This window comes from Archangium lipolyticum (assembly GCF_024623785.1).
GTDB lineage: Bacteria > Myxococcota > Myxococcia > Myxococcales > Myxococcaceae > Archangium > Archangium lipolyticum.
On record NZ_JANKBZ010000030.1, the window covers coordinates 118074 to 139147 of the forward strand.

A 21074-nucleotide genomic window follows, 5' to 3' on the forward strand; every position below is an offset into this window, starting at 1 on the left:
GTTGCCGTGCCAAGTCGTCACAGGCACTTACGCGGAAGCTCCACCGCGCCGTCGGTGCGGCGCGGTGGGTGCATCACACCTCTTGACTCGCGCGATGAGGTCTCCTCACCCGACCGCGCGAGCACGTCACGCACTACTGAACGGTGACAGGGCCGCCCACGAGCGCGTTGTTGCTCTCCAGGAGCTCCTCATGCTGCCCGGCCGGGTCCACGATTCCGCCCAGGTACCAGCGCCCCTTGGCCAGGGAGGGAGTCCAGTCCGAGAGCTGAATCGTCCTGCACTGCCCCGGAAACATCTGGCCCGTGGTGGCACTGGAGACGTAGACATCCCCCGGGTACTGGGATGACGGATGGACGGAGGTGTCCGAGGAGAAGACGAGCTCCACGGTCGTGCTGGCCGCGTCGTCCCCCTGGTTGCACACGGTGATGGAGGCGTCGAAGGACATGCCCGGACGGACGCTCGCCGGCCCCGTCACCTCGGTGACAGCGAAGTCCACCCCCGTCCCCATGCTCACCTCGCCGCTCACGAACACGTTGTTGTCCTCGAAGAACTCCGGCGTGTTGCCGTCCGGGTCCACGAAGGCGCCCATGCGCCAGGCCCCCGACAGGTAGGGCACGCTCCCGGACACCTCCACCGGAACGCACTGCCCGGCGGGCAGCGGCCCGGTGTTTCCGCTGGCGAGCCACACGTCTCCGTATGGCTCGAAGGGCACGGAGGGAGACTCGTCCTTGAAGAGCACGAGCACCACGTGCGAGGAGGCACGCTGGAGTCCCCGGTTGCACACGGTCGCGGAGCCGCTGATTGAAGCACCCGGCTGCAGGCGCGCCGGGAGGGACACGGCCTCGATGACGAGGTCCGGCTGGTACCCCACGCCGACCCGGCCGCCCCGGTACGTGTCGTTGCTCGTGATGAGCTCCTGCTCCCTGCCTCCGGATCTGATGAGGGTCCCCACGTGGTACACGCCCTCGGGCACGGAGACAGAGACGGAGGACGTCAACGGCCGCGTCTCGCACGTTCCGGGAGACAGATACGCGAACACGGAGCCGAGGAAGAAGTCGTCACCTCCGGACGAGTCCGGCCAGTCGATGGTGGTGTCCTTCGAGAGGACGACGTCCACGCTCGCGCTCCCGTAGCGGGTGCCCTGGTTGCACACCGTGACGGACACGGGGAGCTCCGCCCACGGTTCCACGCTCGTCGGAGCCGTCACCGCCGTGACGACGAAGTCCGTCCCGACGCCGATGCCGAACAGACCACTCGCACGCGCGTTGTTCTCCTCGGAGAGCTCCGGCTGCCGCTCATATGGATCGATGAAGGCACCCAGGTGATAGACGCCCTCGCTCAGCCCGTGGGCGACGGAGGCCTGCGCGGACACCGGCACCGTGACGCACTGACCTCCAGGCAACGGCCCGACGGACGACGTACTGCTGGGCCAGAAGTCCCCATATCCCGGGGGCGCGATGACCTCATCCGCCGAGAGCGCGAGCAGCACCTCCGTCGTGATGGACGGCACGGTGCCCTGGTTGCACACCGTGACGAGTGCCTGGAAGGACGACCCCAGCTCCACGTTCGCTGGCCCCGTCACCGACTGGACGACGAGGTCCGGCTGGTTGCCGATGACCATCTGACCGCCCGCGTGCGCGTTGTTGTTCTCGATGAACTCCAGCTGCTCGTTGTCCGGATCCACCACCGCGCCCAGCGTGTACGTCCCTTCTGGCACGAAGTTGAGGTCGGCCCGCACCCGCACCGTGTCGCAGTGCTCCGGCGCCAGGCTGCCGAAGAAGAAGGAGTCCACCTGGATGTCATCGGACGATGGACCCTGTCCGGAGATGACCGGGTCCGGAGACACGAAGACAGCCACTTGCGGATGACCCCATTCGGTGCCCTGGTTGCACACCGTGACGGACACGGTGAAGGAACCGTCCGTCCTCGCGCTCACCGGCCCCGTCACCGCCGTGACGATGAGGTCCGGCGCATGGCCGATCCCCATCAGGGCACCCGCGTGCGCGTTGTTGCTCTCGAGGAACTCCGGCACTCCGTCGACCGGGTCCGCGATGGCCCCCAGGTGGTACGTCCCATCGGGCAGGGAAGGGGCCTGAGCCGACACCGCGACCGGAGTGCACTGCCCCGGCTCCAGCGGACCCACGACCGCGCTCCCGGCGAGGGTGTCTCCCCCAACCTGCGGCCCCGGCAGGGAGATGACCGCATCCGAGGAGAGCAGGAGGGCCAGATCCGTGGAACCCCGCACGGTGCCCTGGTTGCACACCGTGACGGACGCGGTGAACAAGGCTCCCGGCACCCGGCTCGCGGGACCCGTCACCGCCGTGACGGCGAAGTCCGGCAAGCTGCCGATGCCAATCGAACCTCCCGAGGACGCGTTGTTGTGCTCGAGCACTTCCAGCTGGCCGTTGGCCGGGTCGGCGATGGCACCCAGATACCAGACCCCCTCGAACGAGGCGGAAGCCTGCGCGGACACCGGCACCGTGGAGCACTGCCCCGGCTCCAGCGAGCCCACGCCCGCGCTCGCGAGCACCACGTCCCACTCCGAGAGCGGCGTGCCCGGTGCGAGGATGACCTCGTCACGGGACAGGAGGAGGGCCACGTCCGTGGAGCCACTCGAATGACCCTGGTTGCACACCGTGGCGGACGCGGTGAAGGCGTCACCCGGCCTGACGCTGCTCGGTCCCGACACCTGGGTGACGACGAAGTCCGGCCCATCCCCGAACCCCATCCGGACGCCCGCACGTGCGTTGTTGCTCTCGATGAACTCCCGCTGGAAGTTGGTCGGGTCGACGATGGCGCCCAGGTACCACGAACCCTGGAGCGAGGTGCTGACCTCCCACTCCACGGGAACGCACTGCCCCGGTGGCAGGTAGCCCAACGGCGTGTTCCCGAGGAACACGTCTCCCCCCGGACTCTGTGCTCCCGCGGGCAGGGAGATGTCCGGATCGGACGACAGCACGAACAGCACATCCGTGCTGCCCTCCTGGATGCCCTGGTTGCACACCGTCGCGGTCACGTGGAACGAAGCCCCCGAGCGCACGGTCGCCGGACCCGACACCTCCTGGACGGTGAAGTCCGGCCCGAAGCCCACGCCAACCTGGACCGGTCCGGACGCGTTGTTGGACTCGACGAGCTCGTTCTGGATGTTGGACACGTCCGCGACGGCTCCCAGGTTGTACGTCCCCGGGAACTCGTAGAGCTCTTGGGGAAGCGAGGTGGACAGCGGCACCTGGGCGCACTGCCCCGCCCCCAGGAACACGTACGAGGACTGGCCGAGGAAGAAGTCTCCCTCGGCCTGCATCGGCCCCGGTGTGCCGGGGACCGTGTCGAACGACGCGAAGAATCCCACGTCCGTGGAGCCCTCCACGAAGCCCTGGTTGCACACCGTGGCGGACACGGAGAAGGAGTAGCCCGGAAACACGCTCGGCGGAGCGCTCACCTCCTGGATGACGAAGTCCGGCCCGGTCCCCACGCCCAGGGGCCCTCCCACCCGGAAGTTGTTGCTCTCGATGAGCTCCCCCTGGGTGAGGAGCGGGTCGGCCCCCGCGCTCAGATACCAGGAGCCCTCGGGCAGGGGGGTCCGCAGGGATACGGTGGTGCACTCCCCCACCCCCAGCGTCCTCACGGGCACGGTGCCGAGCGGGGTGGGCCACTCCCCCCGCGGATTCGTCGGAGAAGCCACGGCCGGTGAGGAGGACAGCAGCATCATCACTTCCGTGGCCCCGCTCGCGGTGCCCTGGTTGCACACCGTGGCGGACAGCGTGGCGGTGTCACCCGGCCTCACGTTCACCGGGCCCGACACCTTCGAGACAATGAAGTCCGGCCCATCGCCGATCCCCATCACCTCTCCCACGCGGGCGTTGTTGTTCTCGAGCAGCTCCACCAGGGAGTTGTGCGGATCCACGATGGCCCCCAGGTGCCAGGCCACGCCGGACATCGGCGCACGAACCTGCGCCGACACCGAGGCACATACCCCCGGCGCGAGCCCGTTCAGGCCCGAGCTCCCGAGCGGAAAGTCGGCCGAAGTGCCCGGCATGCCCAGGACCTCGTCCTCCGAGAGGAGGAAGAGCACGTCGGAGCCACCGGGCTGGGTGCCCTGGTTGCACACCGTGGCGGACACCGTGAAGAGGGCGTCCGGCCGCGCGTTCGCCGGCCCCACCACCTTCTTGACGATGAGGTCCGGCCCGTAGCCACTCCCCATCATGTCTCCCACTCGCGTGTTGTTGCGCTCGAAGAGCTCACGCTGGACGTCGAGCGGATCGACGATGGCGCCCAGGTACCAGGAGCCCTGGGGCAGGAAGGACTCGATGGACGAGGTCAGCCGATGCGTCACGCATTGCCCGGGAGCGAGCAAGCCCAGGGACGCCCGGCCCGCGGAGACATCCGAGCCTCCGGGAGACCGGGGGCCGGTGATGACGGTGTCGGACGACAGCACCAGCAAGACCTCGGCATCGCCGCTCGTGGTGCCCTGGTTGCACACACTGATGAAGACCGGGAAGTTCTCGCCCGGCCGCGAAAGCGATGATCCCGTCAGCGCCTTGACGATGAAGTCCGGCGCGTCCCCCCACCCCACCCGCTTCCCCGCGAACGCATTGTTGCTCTCGAGGAGCTCCACCCTCTTCTCGCCCGGGTCGGCGATGGCGCTCAGGTGGTACTCCCCCGGCGGAAGGCCACTGGTGGCGAGGAAGGTGGCCTGCACCGGCACCTTGCCGCACTCCCCTGGCGGCAGCAGTGGCCCCATGGCCTCCCCGAGATACACGTCCCCATCCTGGGCCGGCGTCCCCGGCGGGATGACGGCCTCGTTGCTGGACAGCAGGAGCGCCACGTCGGTGTCCATCCCCACGGTGCCCTGGTTGCACACGGTGATGGACGCGGTGAAGGACTCGCCCGGCCGCACGACTTCCGGTCCCGTCACCTCCGTGACGACGAAGTCCGGCCGGTGGCCGAGCCCCAGCTGGCCTCCCACGCGGGTGTTGTTGCTCTCGATGAGCTCCTGCCGGGAGCCGAACGGGTCCACGATCGCCGCCAGATGGAACGGGCCCTCCACCGAGGGAGCACCGCCATTCATCGAGAGCGCCTTGCAGGCGCCCGGCGCGAGCACGCCCACGGCGTTCTCCGCCACCGTGAGCATCTGCCCGGACTGAGAGGAGAGCGCCGGGTCGGACGACAGCAGGAGCCTCACCTGGGTGTCGGCCCCCGCGGTGCCCTGGTTGCACACGGTGACGGCCGCCGTGAGGGGCCCTCCTGGCCGAGCGCTCGCCGGACCCACCACCTTCGTGACGACGAAGTCCGGCCTGTCTCCCACCCCCAGGGGCCCACTGATGGACACGTTGTTGCTCTCGAGGAGCTCCCACGAGCTGTTGTACGGGTCGATGAGGGCACCGAGGTACCACTCCGCCCCGAAGGACTGGGCGGAGACCGACGTCGTCACCGGGACGCACTGGCCCGGCAACAGGGTACCCGTCGACAGGTAGCTCAGGGTCTGGTCCGCCTGCTCTATCTCGAACCCGGGAGGGGAGAGCCGCGCGTCGGGAGACAGCACCAGCATCACGTACGAGCTGTCCGGAACGGTTCCCTGGTTGCACATCGTGAGGGAGATGGAGAGGGGCGCCCCCTGCTTCACGCTCGGGGGCACGCTCACCTCGCGGATGGCGAAGTCCGGCCCCTGTCCCACCCTCAGGAGCCCACCTGCCCGGGAGTTGTTGCCCTCGAGGAGCTCCGGCGCAGTGTCGCGCGGATCGACGATGGCCCCCAGGCGGTACTCCCCATCCGGGAACGTGTAGGGGAAGGACACCGGGCCGGCCACCGCGAGCGTCCGGCATTGGCCCGGCTCCAGCGGATCCACGGAAGCCCGGGCGACGAAGATGTCTCCATCACCGGCCACAGGGGCCGGCGGGAGGATGACCGCGTCCTTGGACAGGTAGAGCTCCACCTCCGTGGCGCCCCCTACCTGGCCCTGATTGCAGACCGTCACGGTCGCCCCCAGGGACTCGCCCTGCATCGCGGAGACCGGCCCCGTCAACGCGGCGACGACGAAGTCCGGCCTGACTCCCACCGCCAGCGTGCCGGTCGTGAAGGCGTTGTTGCTCTCGATGAGCTCCTGAATGGAGTTGGAGGGGTCGACGATGGCCCCCAGGTAGAGCTCTCCCTGCGAAGGCGGGGGCACGGTGGCGATGACATTGGCCGGCACGGAGGTGCAGGCACCGGGTGCCAGCGTGCTCACGGGGAACGAGCCCACGCGAAGATCCTGGTCCCTGGAGAGGCTCGCGTCCTTGGAGAGGAACAGCTCCACCTGGGTGCTGGCAGCGGCGGTGCCCGGGTTGCACACGGTGATGGACGGGGTGAAGGAGTCACCCGGCGCTACCACCTTGGGAATCCCCTTCATCTCCGTGATGACGAAGTCGGGCCGGGAGCCCACCCCCAGGAGCGTGCCGCGCCCGTTGTTGGTCTCGATGAGCTCCGGCTTCACATTGCTCCGGTCCGCGTAGGCGCCCAGGTACCAGGCCCCCTGGGGAACCGATGGGACGGTGCCGGTGATGCTCACCTGAGCGCACTGACCTGGATTCACCGTCGGCGCTGACACGCTGGCGCTGATGGACTGGTCGGCCGTCGTGATGGCCTCATCCTGAGACAGCATCAGGCTCAAGGACGTGCTGTCGGGTTTGGTGCCCTGGTTGCACACCACGACACTCACCGGCATGGGCTGGCCGGGCTGCGCGCTGGCACGCCCACGCACCTCCCGGATGACGAAGTCTGGCAGGGAGCCAACCCCCACCTGGCCACCGGCCAGCGTGTTGTTGGTCTCGGAGAGCTCCGATGTCCAATTGGCCCGGTCGGCGATCGCCCCCACGAACCAGGAGCCCGAGACCACATTGGCGGTGACCAGCACCTCGCGCGCGGCGCACTCGCCCGGCACCAGGGTGGCCAACTGGACCGACCCGACGGACAGGTCCTGCCCCGCGGTGATGATCGCGTCCTTCGACAGGACGAGCTCCACCACCCCCGGGTCGCCAGATGAACCGCCCCGGTTGCACACCGTGACGCCCACCCGCAGCGCGACTCCGCTCGACACGCTCGGCGGTGCGCTCACCTGCTGGATGAAGAAGTCCGGGCCCTCGCCCACCGCGGCCACCAGGGCCCCCGGCTCCTCGGGTCCGGCCTCCTGCTCACGCGTTTCTCCACAGCCCACCGCACCGAGCAACGTGCTCGCGACGAGGGCCCTGGCCCATCGGATGTCCCTGCCCATTCAGTCATCCCCCTCTGCAAGCGCCCACCGCGCGGTGGACGCACTCCGATGCCGCTCTACCGGCATGATCCGGATGCGACAAGACGTCCGATCTGATTTCCTCGGATTTTCTCGGATTTTTTTGCGGAGGTCCCCGACCCGGTCAGGGGATGCCCTTGAACTGGAAGGCGAGCGCGATCCACGGCAGGGCCTGACTCACCTCCACGCCCGTGCGATAGCGGTGGCTGAGGAACCACTGGGAGATGAGCACCAGGGTGGGCGCGTTGAAGAGCCGGTCGGCCTCGTCATGGAAGGTATAGGCGAGGAAGGGGCCCACCCGGTGGGTGGTGGGATTGAGCCCGATGTCCATCTCTCCGGCCGGGTAGTCCTGGGGCCGGAAGAAGCTGCCAGTGGCCGAATAGCGCAGGCCCACCGTCAAGCGCCCCGCCAGGTAGAGCAGATCCGCGTCGTTGCTCGCCACCCAGCCACCATTGGGCACCACCGCGTCCAGCACCGGCTCGTAGAAGACGCGGTCCCCGTCGCGTAGCCGCAGGTCGAAGCGGAAGAAACGCGGGTTGCTGCGCACGGCAATGGGGCCCACCTTGAACTGCAGCATCGCGGCCAGGGTCAGCAGGGTGCCACTGGAGACGTAGCTCGTCCCCGCGTCACCGAGCTCCGCCAGGCGCCGGTCGCTCGCGTCCGCGTTGGGGCTGGGGAAGGACTGCAGGTAGTTGAAGTTGCCGAACCAGCGGGTGCCCTCGTAGGAGGCGGACAGCTGCAGCACGGAGAGCGGCTGGAACTCCACGCCGATGCCGCCGCGCACGAAGGCGGGACTCACGAAGGCCACCGGCCCCACGCCGATGAAGTTGTCCTTCAGCGCGGGTGACGGGCTCTCGTACAGGCGGTGGCGCACCTGGAAGGAGAGGTTGGTGAAGAGGCCCATGGGGTTCACGCGCGCGGCGACGCCCACCCGGTAGAAGGTGTGGAGGGGCGGAATTACCCGGGAGGGCGCATCCTCCTGCCGTGGCACCGATGCCGCCGGCACCTGCGAGCCCTGGGCGAGCGCCCCCGGAGCCGAGAGCACCACCAGCAACGCCGACAGACAGCCGCCCGTCACTGCACTCCGTTCGACCATGAGGTTCCCACCTTTGTCTTGGAGATGTGTTCCGCCGCCGGTCACCGCACGCCGTTGCCCGAAGCCGTGGACAGGGTATGGCTGCCGCTCCACACGCGGTTGAGGGTGAGCCACACCACGCCGCTGCTGGCATCGGAAGACGCGAAGTAGTCCAGGTCCGCGATCAGCGGCACACCATCCAGGTAGACGCGCCCGGGGACTCCGCCCGCCTTGTGAACGAGGAAGACGGGATTCTGGATGTCGCCCCCGGCGGCGTTCAGGGTCACCGTGAAGTTGCCCGTCATGTCCGGCAGGAGCTCGTAGGCGGCGTAGGTGCTGTTGTAGCCAGACACCGGATAGCGCGCGGTGTCGGAGCGGGCCACGCCGGGGGGACCCTCGCTCACCAGCGCGCCTTGAATCGCGACGAGCTGCGCCCGGAGCATGCGCTCCACCTGCGTCGCCTGGGCCAGCACCGTCTCGGCGCTCTGGCGGCCCATGACCATGAAGACGGAATAGCTCTGATAGGGATGGCCCGACAGTCTTCCCTCATTGCCATACGGCACATACGAGGGAGAGCCGACGGCGCCGTACATCAAACCCCAGGCCAGACGCTTGCTCAGGGTCGGCTGGGTGTCACTCATCTCGTACTGGCACATCTGGTAGGGCCAGTTCCAATTGGGCGGCATGAGCCAGGAGCCGAACAGGTTGGCATTCACGCGGTCCTCGGAGGCATGGCCCCAGTTGTCGTGGAACCAGGTGCCGCCCGTGTTGTGCTGGAGCCAGTCGAGCGTCTGCACCATGCCCATCTCCGCGTCGGCGCTCCGGGAATACGTCAGGGTATAGGGAACCGTGTTGAGCTGGCGGTAGTCCCAGCGGCTCTGGGCCGTGAGGGGCTCGTCGCGGGAGAAGAACCTGTACTTGTCTCCCCACTTCACGCCATCCACCCGCGCGTTGGTGCCATCACCATCCCAGGCGATGTCGCCGTAGGGCGTCCGCGAGTCAGCGCTGGTGCTCAACCCACCGGAGCCGGCGGCGCTGGTGTCGAAGGTGACGGCGTAGACCGGATGATCCCTCCCCGTGGAGAAGAACCAGTGCACCGTGACCTTGACGGGGATGCCACCGATGGGAATGGACCAGGAGAACTCGTGCACGGCATGGTGCCGGCCCACGAAGACCCGGCGGTGGTTGCCCGCAGTGTTCGCGGAGTAGGCCACCGTGTTGCCGTAATGGCTCACCACGTAGCCCCAGCCGTTCCACAGGCCACTGGCGCCCGTGCCCGTGGCCACGCGCTCCTGGGTGCCCACGTGGAAGCGGAACTGCCGGAGCATGCCACCGTAGCTCCCGCCCGGATCCCGGCTGTCATTGCGCGTGAGGACCGCCGTCCGCTGCTTCCTCCCGGCATCCAGCCAACGGTAGACATCCGAGTCGTAGTTCCCGGGCAGCTCGTGGGCCCAGCCCAGCGAGGCCCAGGTGTCCGGGGGAACGGTGACCGTCACCGTCACGTTCGCCGTGACGCTCCCCACCTCGTTCGTGGCCCGCAGCGTATAGGCCGTCGTCTTGGAGGGGCGCACCGCCACGCGCGAGCCCGTCACCGTCCCCACCTCCGGCTCGATGCTCAGGCTCGTGGCGCCCACCACCTCCCAGTTCAGGGTCGCGCCCTGGCCCGGGTCGATCGTCGCTGGCGCCGCCACGAAATGGGTGATCATCGGCGGCGATCGCACCGGCGGCTCCGTGACCGTCACCGAGGACTCCGCGTACCTGCTCGCGTCCGCCACGCTGGTGGCCCGAACGGTGTACGTCCCAGCGGCCGCGGGCGCCGTGTACACCCCCTCGCCGGTGATGTCCCCCCCCGTCGCGCTCCAGCTCACCAACGTCTCGCGCGAGCCCGTCACCGTCGCGGTGAAGCGGTGCGTCCCTCCCGCGACGAGCGTCACCGTCGCGGGCTCGAGGCCCACCATCACCTGAGGGGTGTTCCCCGCATCCGGGAGGGTGCTCCCTCCATCCGGGGGCGCATTGCCAGGGTCACAGCCCAGCAAGGCCACCAGACAAAGCGTTGGCACCCAGGAGCGCAGGGGCTGGCGCATCTCGACCTCCGATCACGATGGACCGCGCGCGGACACGGCGCGCACGTCAGGGGGGAGCGCCATCAGCGCACAACATCGTCATCGGTGGCGATTCCCTTTGTGCACCGAGAATCACTGGAGTCCTCGTGAATACGGACTCACGCGAGAATCACACCTCCACCGTTCACGTGGAGCCTCCAGCGCGGCGGAAAGCGTTGAAATCCGCACACTCCCAGCAAAACGGACCGGAGGGCCCGCTCGGCCCGCGTTCGAGCGAACAGGACTCGAACTCTGGTATGCCAGCGGCCCTGTTTACACCGTCATGGCCCCTTGGGGAGAGAACGTGGCGTCATTGGGACTACGGGTAATGTACGTCGAGGATGACCCGGACATCCGCGAGGCACTGCAGGAGGTGCTCGAGGCGGCCGGCTACCACGTCACCGTCGCGGCCACGGCGGGCGAGGGACTCGAGGCGCTTCGCCGCGAGCAATTCCACCTCGTCATCACCGACTACAACCTCCCGGACTTCGACGGAGCGCGCATGCTGGCCCAGGCCGCCGAGAACGGCCTGCTCAACTGTGAGTCGCTCGTCCTCACGGGCGCCTCCCACCTCGACGGCACGGCGGGATACCGCGTCATCCGCAAGCCCATCGACGTGGACAAGTTCCTCTTCCGGATCCACGAAATCCTCGCCCCGGTGCGCGACCGCGAGCTGGTGAGGACCAAGGAGCACCTGCAACGGACCCAGCAGAAGGAAGAGGGCCAGCGGAGCGTGAAGGTCGAGCTCATGCTCTACATCAGCGAGGCCTCTCCCGCCTCGCTGCGCGCGCTCCGCAAGCTCGAGAAGCTGCTGGCGGGCTACGAGCGGTCGCAGGTCAGGCTCACGGTCGTGGACCTCGCGAAGGAGCGCCCCCCCTCGTTCGACGAGGACCGGATCGCCTTCACCCCCACGCTCGTCAAGCGCTACCCCACGCCACGGGCCTATTACCTGGGCGCCCTGGATCAGCTCCAGGCGGTGACCGACCTGCTCAATGATGTGCAGGTCGAACGGAAACGATGACCACGATGCAGAAGGTGCCAACAGGCGTACCCGGGCTCGACACCATCACGAACGGCGGCCTTCCGAGGGGACGAACCACCCTCCTGACGGGAAAGAGCGGTGCCGCGAAGAGCATCCTCGCGCTGCAGATCGCCAGCCACCTGGCCCGCTCGGGGCTCAAGACGATGGTGTTCACCGTCGAGGAGACTCCGGCGGACCTCAAGGACACCGGCGATGGGCTCGGCTTCACCACCTCGGAGCTGATTGCGGCGGACAAGCTCCGGTTCACGGACCTCACCCTGCCGATGGACGCGAGCACCATCGTCACGGGGGACTACGACATCGTCGCGCTGGTGCACCGCATCGAGGCGGCGGTCAGCGAGTTCGGCGCGCAGGCGATCGTCCTGGACTCCGCCACCGCGCTGTTCAGCCCCAAGCCGTCCGAGGATCGGCTCCGGCACCAGTTCTTCGAGCTGGTGCGGACCTTCCGGAGGCTCGAGCTGACGGCGCTCGTGACGGCGGAAGCGCCGGACGACTACGGCCCGCGGACGACGCTGGGCGTCGAAGACTTCCTGTGTGACGTGGTCCTCGTCCTGCGCAACCTGGTGGACGACGAGCGGCGGCGGCGGACCATCGAGGTCCACAAGTACCGGCGCAGCGCGCACTACAAGGGGGAGTACCCCTGCACCATCACCGGCAAGGGGTTGAGGGTGTTCCCGTTCGGGGTGCAGGGCACCCAGCAGGCCCCCCCCACGACGAGCCGGTTCTCGAGCGGTTTCGCGGGGCTGGACACGATGATGAACGGGGGCTGGCTCCGGGACTCCATCACGCTGCTGCGCGGGCCCTCGGGCAGCGGGAAGACGACGCTGGCCGGCATGTACGCCAGGGCCGGGGCGGCGCGCGGAGAGCGCGTGGCCTATTACGGCTTCGAGGAGACGCAGAACATCCTCCTGCGCAACTTCGCGAGCGTCGGGCTGCCCATGGACGAGTTCGTGAAGAAGGGGAACCTGCGCATGGAGTGCAGCTACCCCGAGGCCACCAGCCCCGAGGATCTCCTGGTGGAGCTGCGCAGGAGCCTGGATGAGTTCGAGCCATCCCTCATCGTGCTCGACAGCATCTCCTCCATCGCGCACTCGACGTCCGCGAGGGGCTTCCGGCAGTTCATGGTCGGGTTCGCGTCCCTGGTCCGGGAGCACAGCCGCAGCGCGCTCCTCACCCAGACCCTGACGGCGCATCTGGACGACTCGGCGGCGCCGTTCCTCTCCACCATCCCCGACGCCATCATCGGGCTCGATTACGAGCGGCGGGAGCGGAAGCTCTCCCGCACCATCAGCGTGGTGAAGATGCGGGGCTCGGCGCACGCGGAGGACGCCTACACGATGCACATCCGTCCCGGGGGACTGACCGTGGAGGCGCCGCGAGACTCCCTGGCGGAGGAGGAGAGCCGGACCCACCGGTAGGCTCCACCCCCCATGGCCCTCCCCGCCTCCGCTGGCTCGCCCTCCGAGGCGATCCTCCACGCCACCCGGCGCTACCTGCGCGCCTACCCCTCGGCGGCGCTGTGCGTGGGCATCACGCACCGCGGGGAGCACCATGTGCAAGCCCTCCGCGGCCAGGGGACGCCGCCCGCCGCGGAGGCCCTGTACGAGCTGGGCTTCCTCACCCAGGTCTTCACCGGCAGCCTGCTCGCGTTGCTGGTGGACCGGGGCGAGGCGAGGCTCGACACGCCGCTCCAGCAGGTGCTCCCCCTGCCCCTCCTCCCGGATGAAGTGGCCGGCCGCATCACGCTCGAGCAGCTGGCGACGCATACGTCCGGCATGCCGTACGACCCGCCGAACCTGCGGAGCCCTCAGCAGAACCCGGCCGACCCCTACGGCCACTTCGGCGCGGAGCTGTTCGGGGCCTTCCTGAGGAGCTACCACCCGCCACACCCGCCGCCGCGCAAGTACGCCGAGTCCATCATCGGCATGGGCGTGCTCGGACACGTCCTCTCACGCCGCCTGAGACTCAATTATGGCCACGCCGTGAGGGATCACCTCTGCACGCCGTTGCAACTGGGTGACACCACCGCCGTCCGCCTCTCCGAGGAGCAGGAGCGGCGCCTGCTGCCCGGCCACACCGCACGGGGTGTGCCGGTGCCGGGCTGGACCTTCCCGGCGTTGCCCGGGGCGGGGGCGCTCCGCTCGACGGTGCCCGACCTGCTGCGCTTCCTCGACGCGAACCTCGGGCACCGGGAGGCCGGGCTCGGCAGGGCCCTGCGGCTCGCGCACGGCCCCCGAGCGGAGGCTCGCGGCATGCGCGTGGGGCTCGGGTGGAACGTCTCCGACGTGGGTGGAAGGCCCCTGGTGTGGCGCTCCTCGGTGACGGGCGGCTACGCGGGCTTCATCGGCTTCTCGGCGGAGGCGGACACCGGTGTGGTCATCCTGTCGGACCACGCGTGGTCCTTCCTCGCGTCGCTCCGCAAGCGGGTGCCCGTCGAGGAGCCCGGGTTCACGCTCCTCAAAAAATATCTGCGTTAGCGTTCGCCGCCGCGGCTGCGCTCAATGACAGACGTGCGAACGGTCAGAACATGAGAAAACAAGGCTCCTGGATGGAGAGGAGACATGCGCCCACCAGGGCTTGGGCGCGAAGAGGCAATAAACCCGAAAAAATGAGGGGGCCGCTCCATGAGCAGTGTCTGCACTTGCTCGACGCAAGCAGACCAGAACTCAACAAAGGAGAAGCACGAGATGCGGCCTCAGGGACTGTGTGACATTTCGAAGAAGTTCATGTTCGCGGCGCTGGTGTTCTCTTCCACCGTGACGGTACTTGCTCCGCAGGTCGCGGAGGCGGCTTGTCGAGGCGCGTGGGCCGAGGGAACGTCGTACAGCACGGGCGACGTGGTGAGCTACAGCGGTGCGAACTACACGGCGCTCGTCGGACATACCGCCTGCGTGGGTTGCGGCTGGAATCCCGTGGCGGCCCCGTCGCTGTGGTCGTCGGGCGGTAACTGCGATGGTGGCGGCGGCAACAACGGGGGCGGCGGCAACAACGGTGGTGGCGGCGCCAACCCCGGGGTGGGAGGGGTCCTCAGCGAGGCCATGTTCAACATGATGTTCCCCAACCGCAACCCGTTCTACTCGTTCGACGCGTTCTTCGCCGCGGCGTCGACCTTCCCCGGGTTCGCCACCACGGGTGACGTCGACACCCGCAAGCGCGAGGTCGCGGCGTTCCTGGCCAACATCTCTCACGAGACGGGCGGCCTCGTTTACACGGAGGAGATCAACAAGAGCGTGATGTGCGACACCAGCTGGGGCCCGCCGGGCTGCGGCTGCGCGCCGGGCAAGTGGTACTACGGGCGGGGTCCCATCCAGCTGTCGTGGAACGGCAACTACTGCGCCGCTGGTAATGCGCTCGGGGTTGACCTCAAGAACGACCCGGACCTGGTCGCGCGGGATGCGGTCATCGCCTGGCGGACCGGCCTCTGGTTCTGGATGACGCAGACGGGCGCGGGCTACATGACGGGGCACAACGCCATCGTCAACGGCGCCGGCTTCGGCGAGACCATCCGCACCATCAACGGCGCGCTGGAGTGCAATGGCCGCAACCCCGCCCAGGTGCAGAGCCGCGTGAACAACTACCTGAACTTCACGTCGATGCTCGGCGTGAACCCCGGCGGTAACACCGGCTGCTGAGCCACCCGGTTTCGGCGAGGGCCCCGGGGGAGCAATTCCCCGAGGCCCTCAGACTTCCTCGTCAGGCAAGAGCGCGCGAAGCAGCTCGTCGTTATCAAACCATGAGGCTCGGCGGCGAGCAGCCCCGCCGGACGTTCAGAACGGGATGTCTCCGTCATATTGCTTGAAGCAGTCACGGCAGAAAGGCTTGTTCTTCGTCGCCGGGTAATCATCTCCACAACCGTGGCAGAATTTGTCCTTGAAGTCCGGGTTGGAGTACCGCACCCAAACAGCATAATGCTCCGGGCAATAGGGCTTGCTGGGGTTCAACTCCAACTCCTCGCCACACCGGATGCAGTGACCGGTCGAGCCGAACTCCTCGTCGTCATCCTCGTCTTCAGAGAAGGGAATGTCATCATCCTCCTCTTCGGAAGCCGGCAACGAGAGCTCCTGCGTGTGTGGGCCTATCTCGTGCCGGACGAAGTCGCGGATCTTGTCATACTCTGTCCGCCCAGCAGGAACACACATACCAATCTCAATGCTGTTGTTGAAGGACGACTCCAGAAGGTTGAGCGAGGTCACGAGCGCATTGCGCTCGGAGAGATACACTTTTGCGTGAAGGTCCCGCACCTCGTACACCTTGAGTCCCAGATCGATGAGTCGCCGCAGCATTTCGAGCCCCACGGCCGAAGGCCCGCTGCGAGAATGTTCATCGCGTGCTCGGATGACGAGAGTGACCGTCACCTTCCTGCCCAGGGCATTCCGAATCTTCCGCTCAATGTCCCGGAGTTTCTCGATGGCCAGGTAGGGACTCACCAGTGTCACCCACTTCTGCGCCTCGTCCAGGATCTCATGGAGCCGAAGAATCGTATGCATCTTCCCCACGACTTCGACTCCTCCCTGGGGTCCTGGCATTTCGGCGGCCTTGCTCACCGGTCCCTCTCTTTCGCGTGTGGCTGTCCTGCCCACGTCGACGCTGTGGAATTTATCACCGGCCGTGCGTCTCCGTGGAAGGTCTACCGCCTCGTTCCATCACGACCAGAGTCCAGATGACCTCCAGCCGTTGCACCCCCTAGACTTGGGGTCCCCGTGACCCGAGCCCTGCTGTCACTGTTCCTCCTCGTGCTGCTGCTGGCGGCGTGCGCCACCTCCGCCCCTACCTTGCCTGCCGGGCAGGGAACTGAGCGTGACGACACCACATCCTGTGACGACGCGGATTCCGACCAGTGCGTCGTGCTCGCCTGTGACGAGGGCGAGTGCGCCTTCTTCGAATGCGCGGACGTGGACCCGGAGGCGCTCACGCACGAGTCCCTGGCTCATGGTGTGAAGCCGGCACGCTTTCCTCGCCCGCCTTTTCGCGGCCCCGGTACTCAGCGCAACTGGAGACGCGCGGGGCTTCGGGAGGATGCCCGGCCCCTGATGACCTTCCACTTCCGCTACCGCCAGGGCTTCCTTCCGGCCTTCCCCCGGCTCGAAGGCAAGTTGCTCAAGCACCACCTCTTTCCCCAAGCACAAGAGTTCAGGAAATGGTTCATGGACCGTGGCATCAACATCCACGAGTGGACGATGCGCATCCCGGAACACGAGCACCTGCGCATCCACCGTGGTGCCAACGGAGGTCTGTGGAACGAAGCATGGCGCCAATTCGTAAGGGACAATCCAGGCCACGTGCCACGGGAGATCCTGATCCGCAAGGCCTTCGAGCTGGCCCTCCGCTTCGACATCGCCGGTCCCATCATGCCGTACTCGTCTCCGGTTCCGCCGCCCGGACCCCAGCTTCTCGCTCCTTGACCTTCGGGTTCTGGATTCGACCGCATGAAATTCTACGAGCTGCGAAGAGACCCGTCGCCTCGATACACGGGCAACCTGAACGCCTCCCACAAGTGGGGTCTACCCGGTGTGGAGCCCTGCCCTGTATGCGATCTGCCGCCAGAGGGGTATACGATGGGTCAATACCCGTGCGTGGACCTGTCAGGCCTGCCGCCCGAGGACCAGGAGAAGCTGTTGGAGTCCTGGCCCGTCCCTCGCGAGGAGTTCATCCGGCGGCGCGAGTTGGTGCGACCCCTGGCGCCTCCCTACGCCGTACTGAAATCGGGAGCGGTCTTCGGCCCGCTCCAGGGGGCTGGTCTGGGCCACTTCGGTCAGATCATCATGCAGAACCCCTGGTCCCTCTGCATGCGCCGCGAGGCCCTGGAACAATTGCGGAGCGCGGGCGTGCGTGGCCTTCTCGGCTGCCCCACCCAGGTGCGTTTCCGAACCAAGAACGCCCCCGAGCTGCGGGACATCCAGCTCGAAATCCACGGGCGATTCCACCCGGACTGCCTGCCCCCCAGGGAGCCTCCGTGTACCACCTGTGGTGTCGCCAGGGACTACAGCATCCCGGACCCGTATTGGCTCGACACCGCATCACTGCCAGACCACGTGGACATCTTCCGGCTGACCGACGCCTCGACACTCATCATCGCCAATGAGCGCATGGTGGACGCCGTGCGCCGCCTGGAGCTGGACGGGGTCATCTTCAAGGAGTTGGAGGCCCGCTGAGCCCGCGAGCGTGTCGCGTCATGCCGAGTCGAGCGGTCGATCTCCGTTCGCACGACCCCCTCCTGCTCTGGCAGGTATCCGGCCCGCCCCCGGGCAGTGCCCGTTCGATGGCGCTCGTCATGCATAGCTTCTTCGTGCGGGTACCGTGCCGGTGCTCCCGCACGCTCCCGGTGCCCTGTCCGCCTCGTTCGACAACATCAGGAGGAGCGTCGCCATGGCAACCACATCCCAACCCCTCGTCCTATCTCCTGGCCAGGTAGCGGTGTCGCTGAACTTCGATGACGGGCTGGCCACCCAGCTGTCGGCGGCGTCGATGCTCGTCGCGCACGGAATGCGCGGCACCTTCTTCGTCAACAGCGGGCGGCTGGGCAGGTCTGGCTATCTCACGCTCGAGCAGGTGCGCGGTCTCCACGACGCCGGGCACGAGATCGGCGGCCACACGCTGACCCACCCTCGCCTGACCAGCCTCACCCCGGACCAGCAACGGAGGGAGATCTGCGACGACCGGGCGGCCCTGCTGAACGCGGGCTTCCGGGTCACCTCGTTCGCCTACCCGTTCGGCGACAAGGATGCCGTCACCCGGCAGATCGTCATCGACTGCAACTACAACTCGGCCCGGGAGAGCGGAGGCCTGCGCTCCCCCAGCCCGGCCGCCGAACCCGTTCCACCCGCGGATCCGTACGCGGTGCGCACGCACGGCTCCGTGCAGGTCACCACCACGCTCGCGGACCTCCAGGACTACGTGCGCCGGGCGGAACAGGCCGGCGGCGGCTGGGTGCCGATTGTCTTCCACCACATCTGCTCCCCCTGCGACCCGTCCCAGACCTACTCCACCGCGCCGGCCACGCTGACGGCGTTCCTCGACTGGCTGGCCCCCCGCGCCTCCCGCGGGACGTTCGTCGCCACCATGGACGCGGTCATTGGCGGAACCCTGAAGCCAGCCGCCGGAGGTCCATCGCCCGGCCAGATCCTGAAGAACCCGTCGCTCGAGCTGGACAGCAATGGAGATGGGACACCGGACTGCTGGCAGCGCGGCGGCTTCGGCTCCAACACCTTCACGTGGACGCGGACGTCGGACGCCCACGGAGGGAGCTGGGCGCAGCAGGTGCGCATCACCAACATCTCCAGCGGCGACCGCAAGCTCATCACCCTGCAGGACTCCGGCACGTGCGCGCCTCCCACGACGACAGGGCACCGGTACCGCATCTCGGCCTGGTACAAAGCCACCACGCCGGTCCGTTTCAAGGCCTACTACCGGAACAGCTCGGGCGCGTGGAGCTACTGGACACAGGGACCGCTGCTCCCAGCGCAAAGCAGCTACACCTACGCGGAATGGACGACGCCTCCCGCTCCGGCCGAGGCCCTGGCGCTCAGCGTGGGGCTGTCCATCGACCATGTCGGCACGCTCACCATGGATGATTTCGCGCTCGCCGACGTCGACGCGGCCGCGGCCCCTTGACGACACCTCTCCGAGCGGTCCCGGCATTGCACAAGACGAGGGTCATGCGGAAATCTTCCCTCATGGCCACCCGTCGCCCTCCCAAGTCAGAGTCCACCGAGCGAAACGCTCCATCCATCGAGGCGGCCTTCCAGGCGGCTCCGGCGGAGATGGTGGCGGAGATCCTCGACGGGGAGCTGCACCTCAGCCCCCGCCCTGCCCGCCCCCACACCAACGCGGCGTCGCGCCTGGGCGCCCTCCTCTCCATGCCCTTCCTGTTCGGCAAGGGGGGACCGGGCGGGTGGGTCCTCCTCGACGAGCCGGAGCTCCACCTCGGTCCCCGCCCGGACAAGCTCGTGCCGGACCTCGCCGGATGGAGGCGTGAGCGCCTGCCGGACGCCATCGGAGGAGACGACGCCCCCGCGCACTACGATCTCGCTCCGGACTGGGTGTGCGAGGTCCTCTCCGAGCGCACACGGCGCATCGACAAGGTCCAGAAGATGCACATCTACGCGCGGGAAGGGATCCGGCACGTGTGGCACGTGGACCCGCTCGCGCGCACGCTCGAGATCTTCCGGCTCGAGGGGCACCACTGGCTCCTGGTCGATTCCTTCGCCGGAGAGAAACCGGTCCGCGCCGAGCCTTTCGAGGCCGTGGAGCTCGAGCTGGCGCTCGTCTGGGCTGGCTGAGCAGCTCCCGCGAACGGGGTCCCGGATTCAATCCCAGAAACCCGAAAAAACCAGACCCGTCCTCATGACCTGACAAAGGAGCCGAAATGACTGTCAGGAATGATTCCAAGCGCATCAACGCGGTTCGGACGGAGGTGAGCCGGCGATCGTTCCTCGGGGGGTCGCTGGCGACAGCGGGAGGGCTCGCCCTCGGAGGGGGAACGGGGCTCGTGTCGGGTCTCGCCCACGCGGCACCCGCCGGCTTTCCGAACTACACCTACATCGGCACGCCGTTCAACAAGGTGAACTTGAGATACAACCCGACGGGCGAGCTCATCTTCCCCTGCATCCGTGGAACGATCGGCCGCGTCGCGAACCCGTTGGCGCGCTACTACCTGTACTACGCGCCCCACGATGCGCCCGGTGGCATCTGTCTGGCCTACGGCGACCACCTCGATGGGCAGTTCACCGAGTACCCCTACAACCCGATCTTCTCGCGAACGTGGCCGGGGGGCCCCCCCGACATCAGCCACGTCTCGTCACCGCACGTGCTCTGGAACTCGCGGGTGAATCAGTTCTACCTGTATTTCCACGGCGAGAACACGGTCACCCGCGTGGCCACGTCCACCGACGGCATCCACTTCACCTACCAGGGCGGGTGCGTCTCGACGCGATTCTTCACGGATGGCTCCGTCTCCGAAACGTCCTACGCGCGCGTGTTCGAGCACGACATCCCGTCCAAGGGCAGCCACTACGTCATGGTGTTCATGGGGAACCAGAACGGCAGACGCCGGATCTTCTGGGGCTGGTCCGCGACCGGTGACGCGCAGAGCTGGTCAATCCAGCAGCGCCCCCTCATCTCTCCGTCCGCGGATGGTGAGACAGACATCTCCGGGCCGCATGTGGTGTTCCGCAACGGCACGGCCTACGTCATCTACCACGGAGCCAGCGGGAGGATGTACATCACCGAGGTCGGGCTGAACTTCGACAAGGAGATCCACCTCGGGGTGTTCCACACGCCGCTGGGCGGCTGGCCAGACAATGGCCGGGCGGCGGCGCCGTCGTTCGGCACCGAGAACGGCGTGGAGTACATGTTCTACGAGGCCGGTCCCCGTCTCGACGCCACGATCGCCGTCGCCAAGGTGCTGTGGTGACCTGACCTCGTCGCCAAGGAGTCCTCTTCAGAGGCGTCGAACTTCCTTGGGCGTAACCGTTCACCGACTCAGGCAGCGAGCGCGAGCTGAGGTACGGGCACGGTGGGGAGGAGCGAAGGCCCGCGCAAGCCGCGGCGGTGCGCGGCGAGGGTATCGGTAAGGAATGAGAGTACGTCACG

Annotated in this window: 13 protein-coding genes; 9 read left to right on the forward strand and 4 right to left on the reverse strand. The window is 67.7% G+C overall.

Annotated elements, in window-relative coordinates:
* Positions 1-133 precede the first annotated feature (133 nt).
* From NR810_RS40970 to NR810_RS40980, 3 genes are all read right to left on the reverse strand, one after another.
* Entirely contained in the window at positions 134-7246 is a 7113-nt protein-coding gene (locus NR810_RS40970) for a CARDB domain-containing protein (RefSeq protein ID WP_257460614.1), read from the reverse strand.
* A 142-nt stretch (positions 7247-7388) separates the two neighbouring features.
* On the reverse strand, positions 7389-8360 hold the full coding sequence (locus NR810_RS40975; RefSeq protein WP_257460615.1) for a hypothetical protein: 972 nt from the start codon (positions 8358-8360) through the stop codon (positions 7389-7391).
* Positions 8361-8401: 41 nt separating this feature from the next.
* The gene (locus NR810_RS40980) at positions 8402-10423 is read right to left on the reverse strand and encodes a hypothetical protein (protein WP_257460616.1); all 2022 of its coding nucleotides are present in this window, start codon (positions 10421-10423) and stop codon (positions 8402-8404) included.
* Between the two features lie 346 nt (positions 10424-10769).
* On the opposite strand from NR810_RS40980, the gene NR810_RS40985 reads away from it, so the two are divergent.
* From NR810_RS40985 to NR810_RS41000, 4 genes are all read left to right on the forward strand, one after another.
* Positions 10770-11462 (forward strand): response regulator, encoded by a 693-nt coding sequence (locus NR810_RS40985; protein WP_257460617.1) that lies wholly within the window; start codon positions 10770-10772, stop codon positions 11460-11462.
* Positions 11459-12901, forward strand: a complete 1443-nt coding sequence (gene kaiC / locus NR810_RS40990; RefSeq protein WP_257460618.1) for a circadian clock protein KaiC — start codon at positions 11459-11461, stop codon at positions 12899-12901. Before NR810_RS40985 ends, kaiC begins: the two co-directional genes overlap by 4 nt.
* A gap of 12 nt (positions 12902-12913) precedes the next feature.
* Positions 12914-13960 carry a serine hydrolase domain-containing protein gene (locus tag NR810_RS40995; protein WP_257460621.1) on the forward strand — a complete coding sequence of 349 codons (1047 nt, stop codon included), beginning with the start codon at positions 12914-12916 and terminating at the stop codon, positions 13958-13960.
* Between the two features lie 210 nt (positions 13961-14170).
* On the forward strand, positions 14171-15115 hold the full coding sequence (locus NR810_RS41000; protein WP_257460623.1) for a glycoside hydrolase family 19 protein: 945 nt from the start codon (positions 14171-14173) through the stop codon (positions 15113-15115).
* A gap of 135 nt (positions 15116-15250) precedes the next feature.
* On the opposite strand, the gene NR810_RS41005 is transcribed toward NR810_RS41000, so the two are convergent.
* The gene (locus NR810_RS41005) at positions 15251-16027 is read right to left on the reverse strand and encodes a phospholipase D family protein (protein ID WP_257460624.1); all 777 of its coding nucleotides are present in this window, start codon (positions 16025-16027) and stop codon (positions 15251-15253) included.
* Positions 16028-16183: 156 nt separating this feature from the next.
* Between NR810_RS41005 and sitA6 the strand changes: the two genes are divergently transcribed.
* From sitA6 to NR810_RS41030, 5 genes are all read left to right on the forward strand, one after another.
* A complete protein-coding gene (gene sitA6, locus NR810_RS41010; protein WP_257460625.1) occupies positions 16184-16885 on the forward strand; it encodes a SitA6 family polymorphic toxin lipoprotein in 702 nt (233 codons plus the stop codon).
* Positions 16886-16909: 24 nt separating this feature from the next.
* Positions 16910-17635: a SitI6 family double-CXXCG motif immunity protein gene (gene sitI6, locus NR810_RS41015; protein ID WP_257460628.1), complete on the forward strand. Its 726-nt coding sequence runs from the start codon at positions 16910-16912 to the stop codon at positions 17633-17635.
* A 214-nt stretch (positions 17636-17849) separates the two neighbouring features.
* Positions 17850-19094 carry a polysaccharide deacetylase family protein gene (locus tag NR810_RS41020; RefSeq protein ID WP_257460629.1) on the forward strand — a complete coding sequence of 415 codons (1245 nt, stop codon included), beginning with the start codon at positions 17850-17852 and terminating at the stop codon, positions 19092-19094.
* A gap of 62 nt (positions 19095-19156) precedes the next feature.
* On the forward strand, positions 19157-19762 hold the full coding sequence (locus NR810_RS41025; protein ID WP_257460630.1) for a Uma2 family endonuclease: 606 nt from the start codon (positions 19157-19159) through the stop codon (positions 19760-19762).
* Between the two features lie 86 nt (positions 19763-19848).
* Positions 19849-20895, forward strand: a complete 1047-nt coding sequence (locus NR810_RS41030; RefSeq protein WP_257460632.1) for a twin-arginine translocation signal domain-containing protein — start codon at positions 19849-19851, stop codon at positions 20893-20895.
* Positions 20896-21074: the final 179 nt, after the last annotated feature.

Excerpts from the sequence above, each read along its gene's own strand:
- NR810_RS40975 (WP_257460615.1), bottom strand. The coding sequence starts at position 8,360 with ATGGTCGAACGGAGTGCAGTGACGGGCGGCTGTCTGTCGGCGTTGCTG.
- sitI6 (WP_257460628.1), top strand. The coding sequence starts at position 16,910 with ATGAAATTCTACGAGCTGCGAAGAGACCCGTCGCCTCGATACACGGGC.
- kaiC (WP_257460618.1), top strand. The coding sequence starts at position 11,459 with ATGACCACGATGCAGAAGGTGCCAACAGGCGTACCCGGGCTCGACACC.
- NR810_RS41000 (WP_257460623.1), top strand. The coding sequence starts at position 14,171 with ATGCGGCCTCAGGGACTGTGTGACATTTCGAAGAAGTTCATGTTCGCG.
- NR810_RS40980 (WP_257460616.1), bottom strand. The coding sequence starts at position 10,423 with ATGCGCCAGCCCCTGCGCTCCTGGGTGCCAACGCTTTGTCTGGTGGCC.
- NR810_RS41025 (WP_257460630.1), top strand. The coding sequence starts at position 19,157 with ATGGCCACCCGTCGCCCTCCCAAGTCAGAGTCCACCGAGCGAAACGCT.
- NR810_RS40995 (WP_257460621.1), top strand. The coding sequence starts at position 12,914 with ATGGCCCTCCCCGCCTCCGCTGGCTCGCCCTCCGAGGCGATCCTCCAC.
- NR810_RS40985 (WP_257460617.1), top strand. The coding sequence starts at position 10,770 with ATGTACGTCGAGGATGACCCGGACATCCGCGAGGCACTGCAGGAGGTG.
- NR810_RS41030 (WP_257460632.1), top strand. The coding sequence starts at position 19,849 with ATGACTGTCAGGAATGATTCCAAGCGCATCAACGCGGTTCGGACGGAG.
- NR810_RS41020 (WP_257460629.1), top strand. The coding sequence starts at position 17,850 with ATGGCAACCACATCCCAACCCCTCGTCCTATCTCCTGGCCAGGTAGCG.
- NR810_RS40970 (WP_257460614.1), bottom strand. The coding sequence starts at position 7,246 with ATGGGCAGGGACATCCGATGGGCCAGGGCCCTCGTCGCGAGCACGTTG.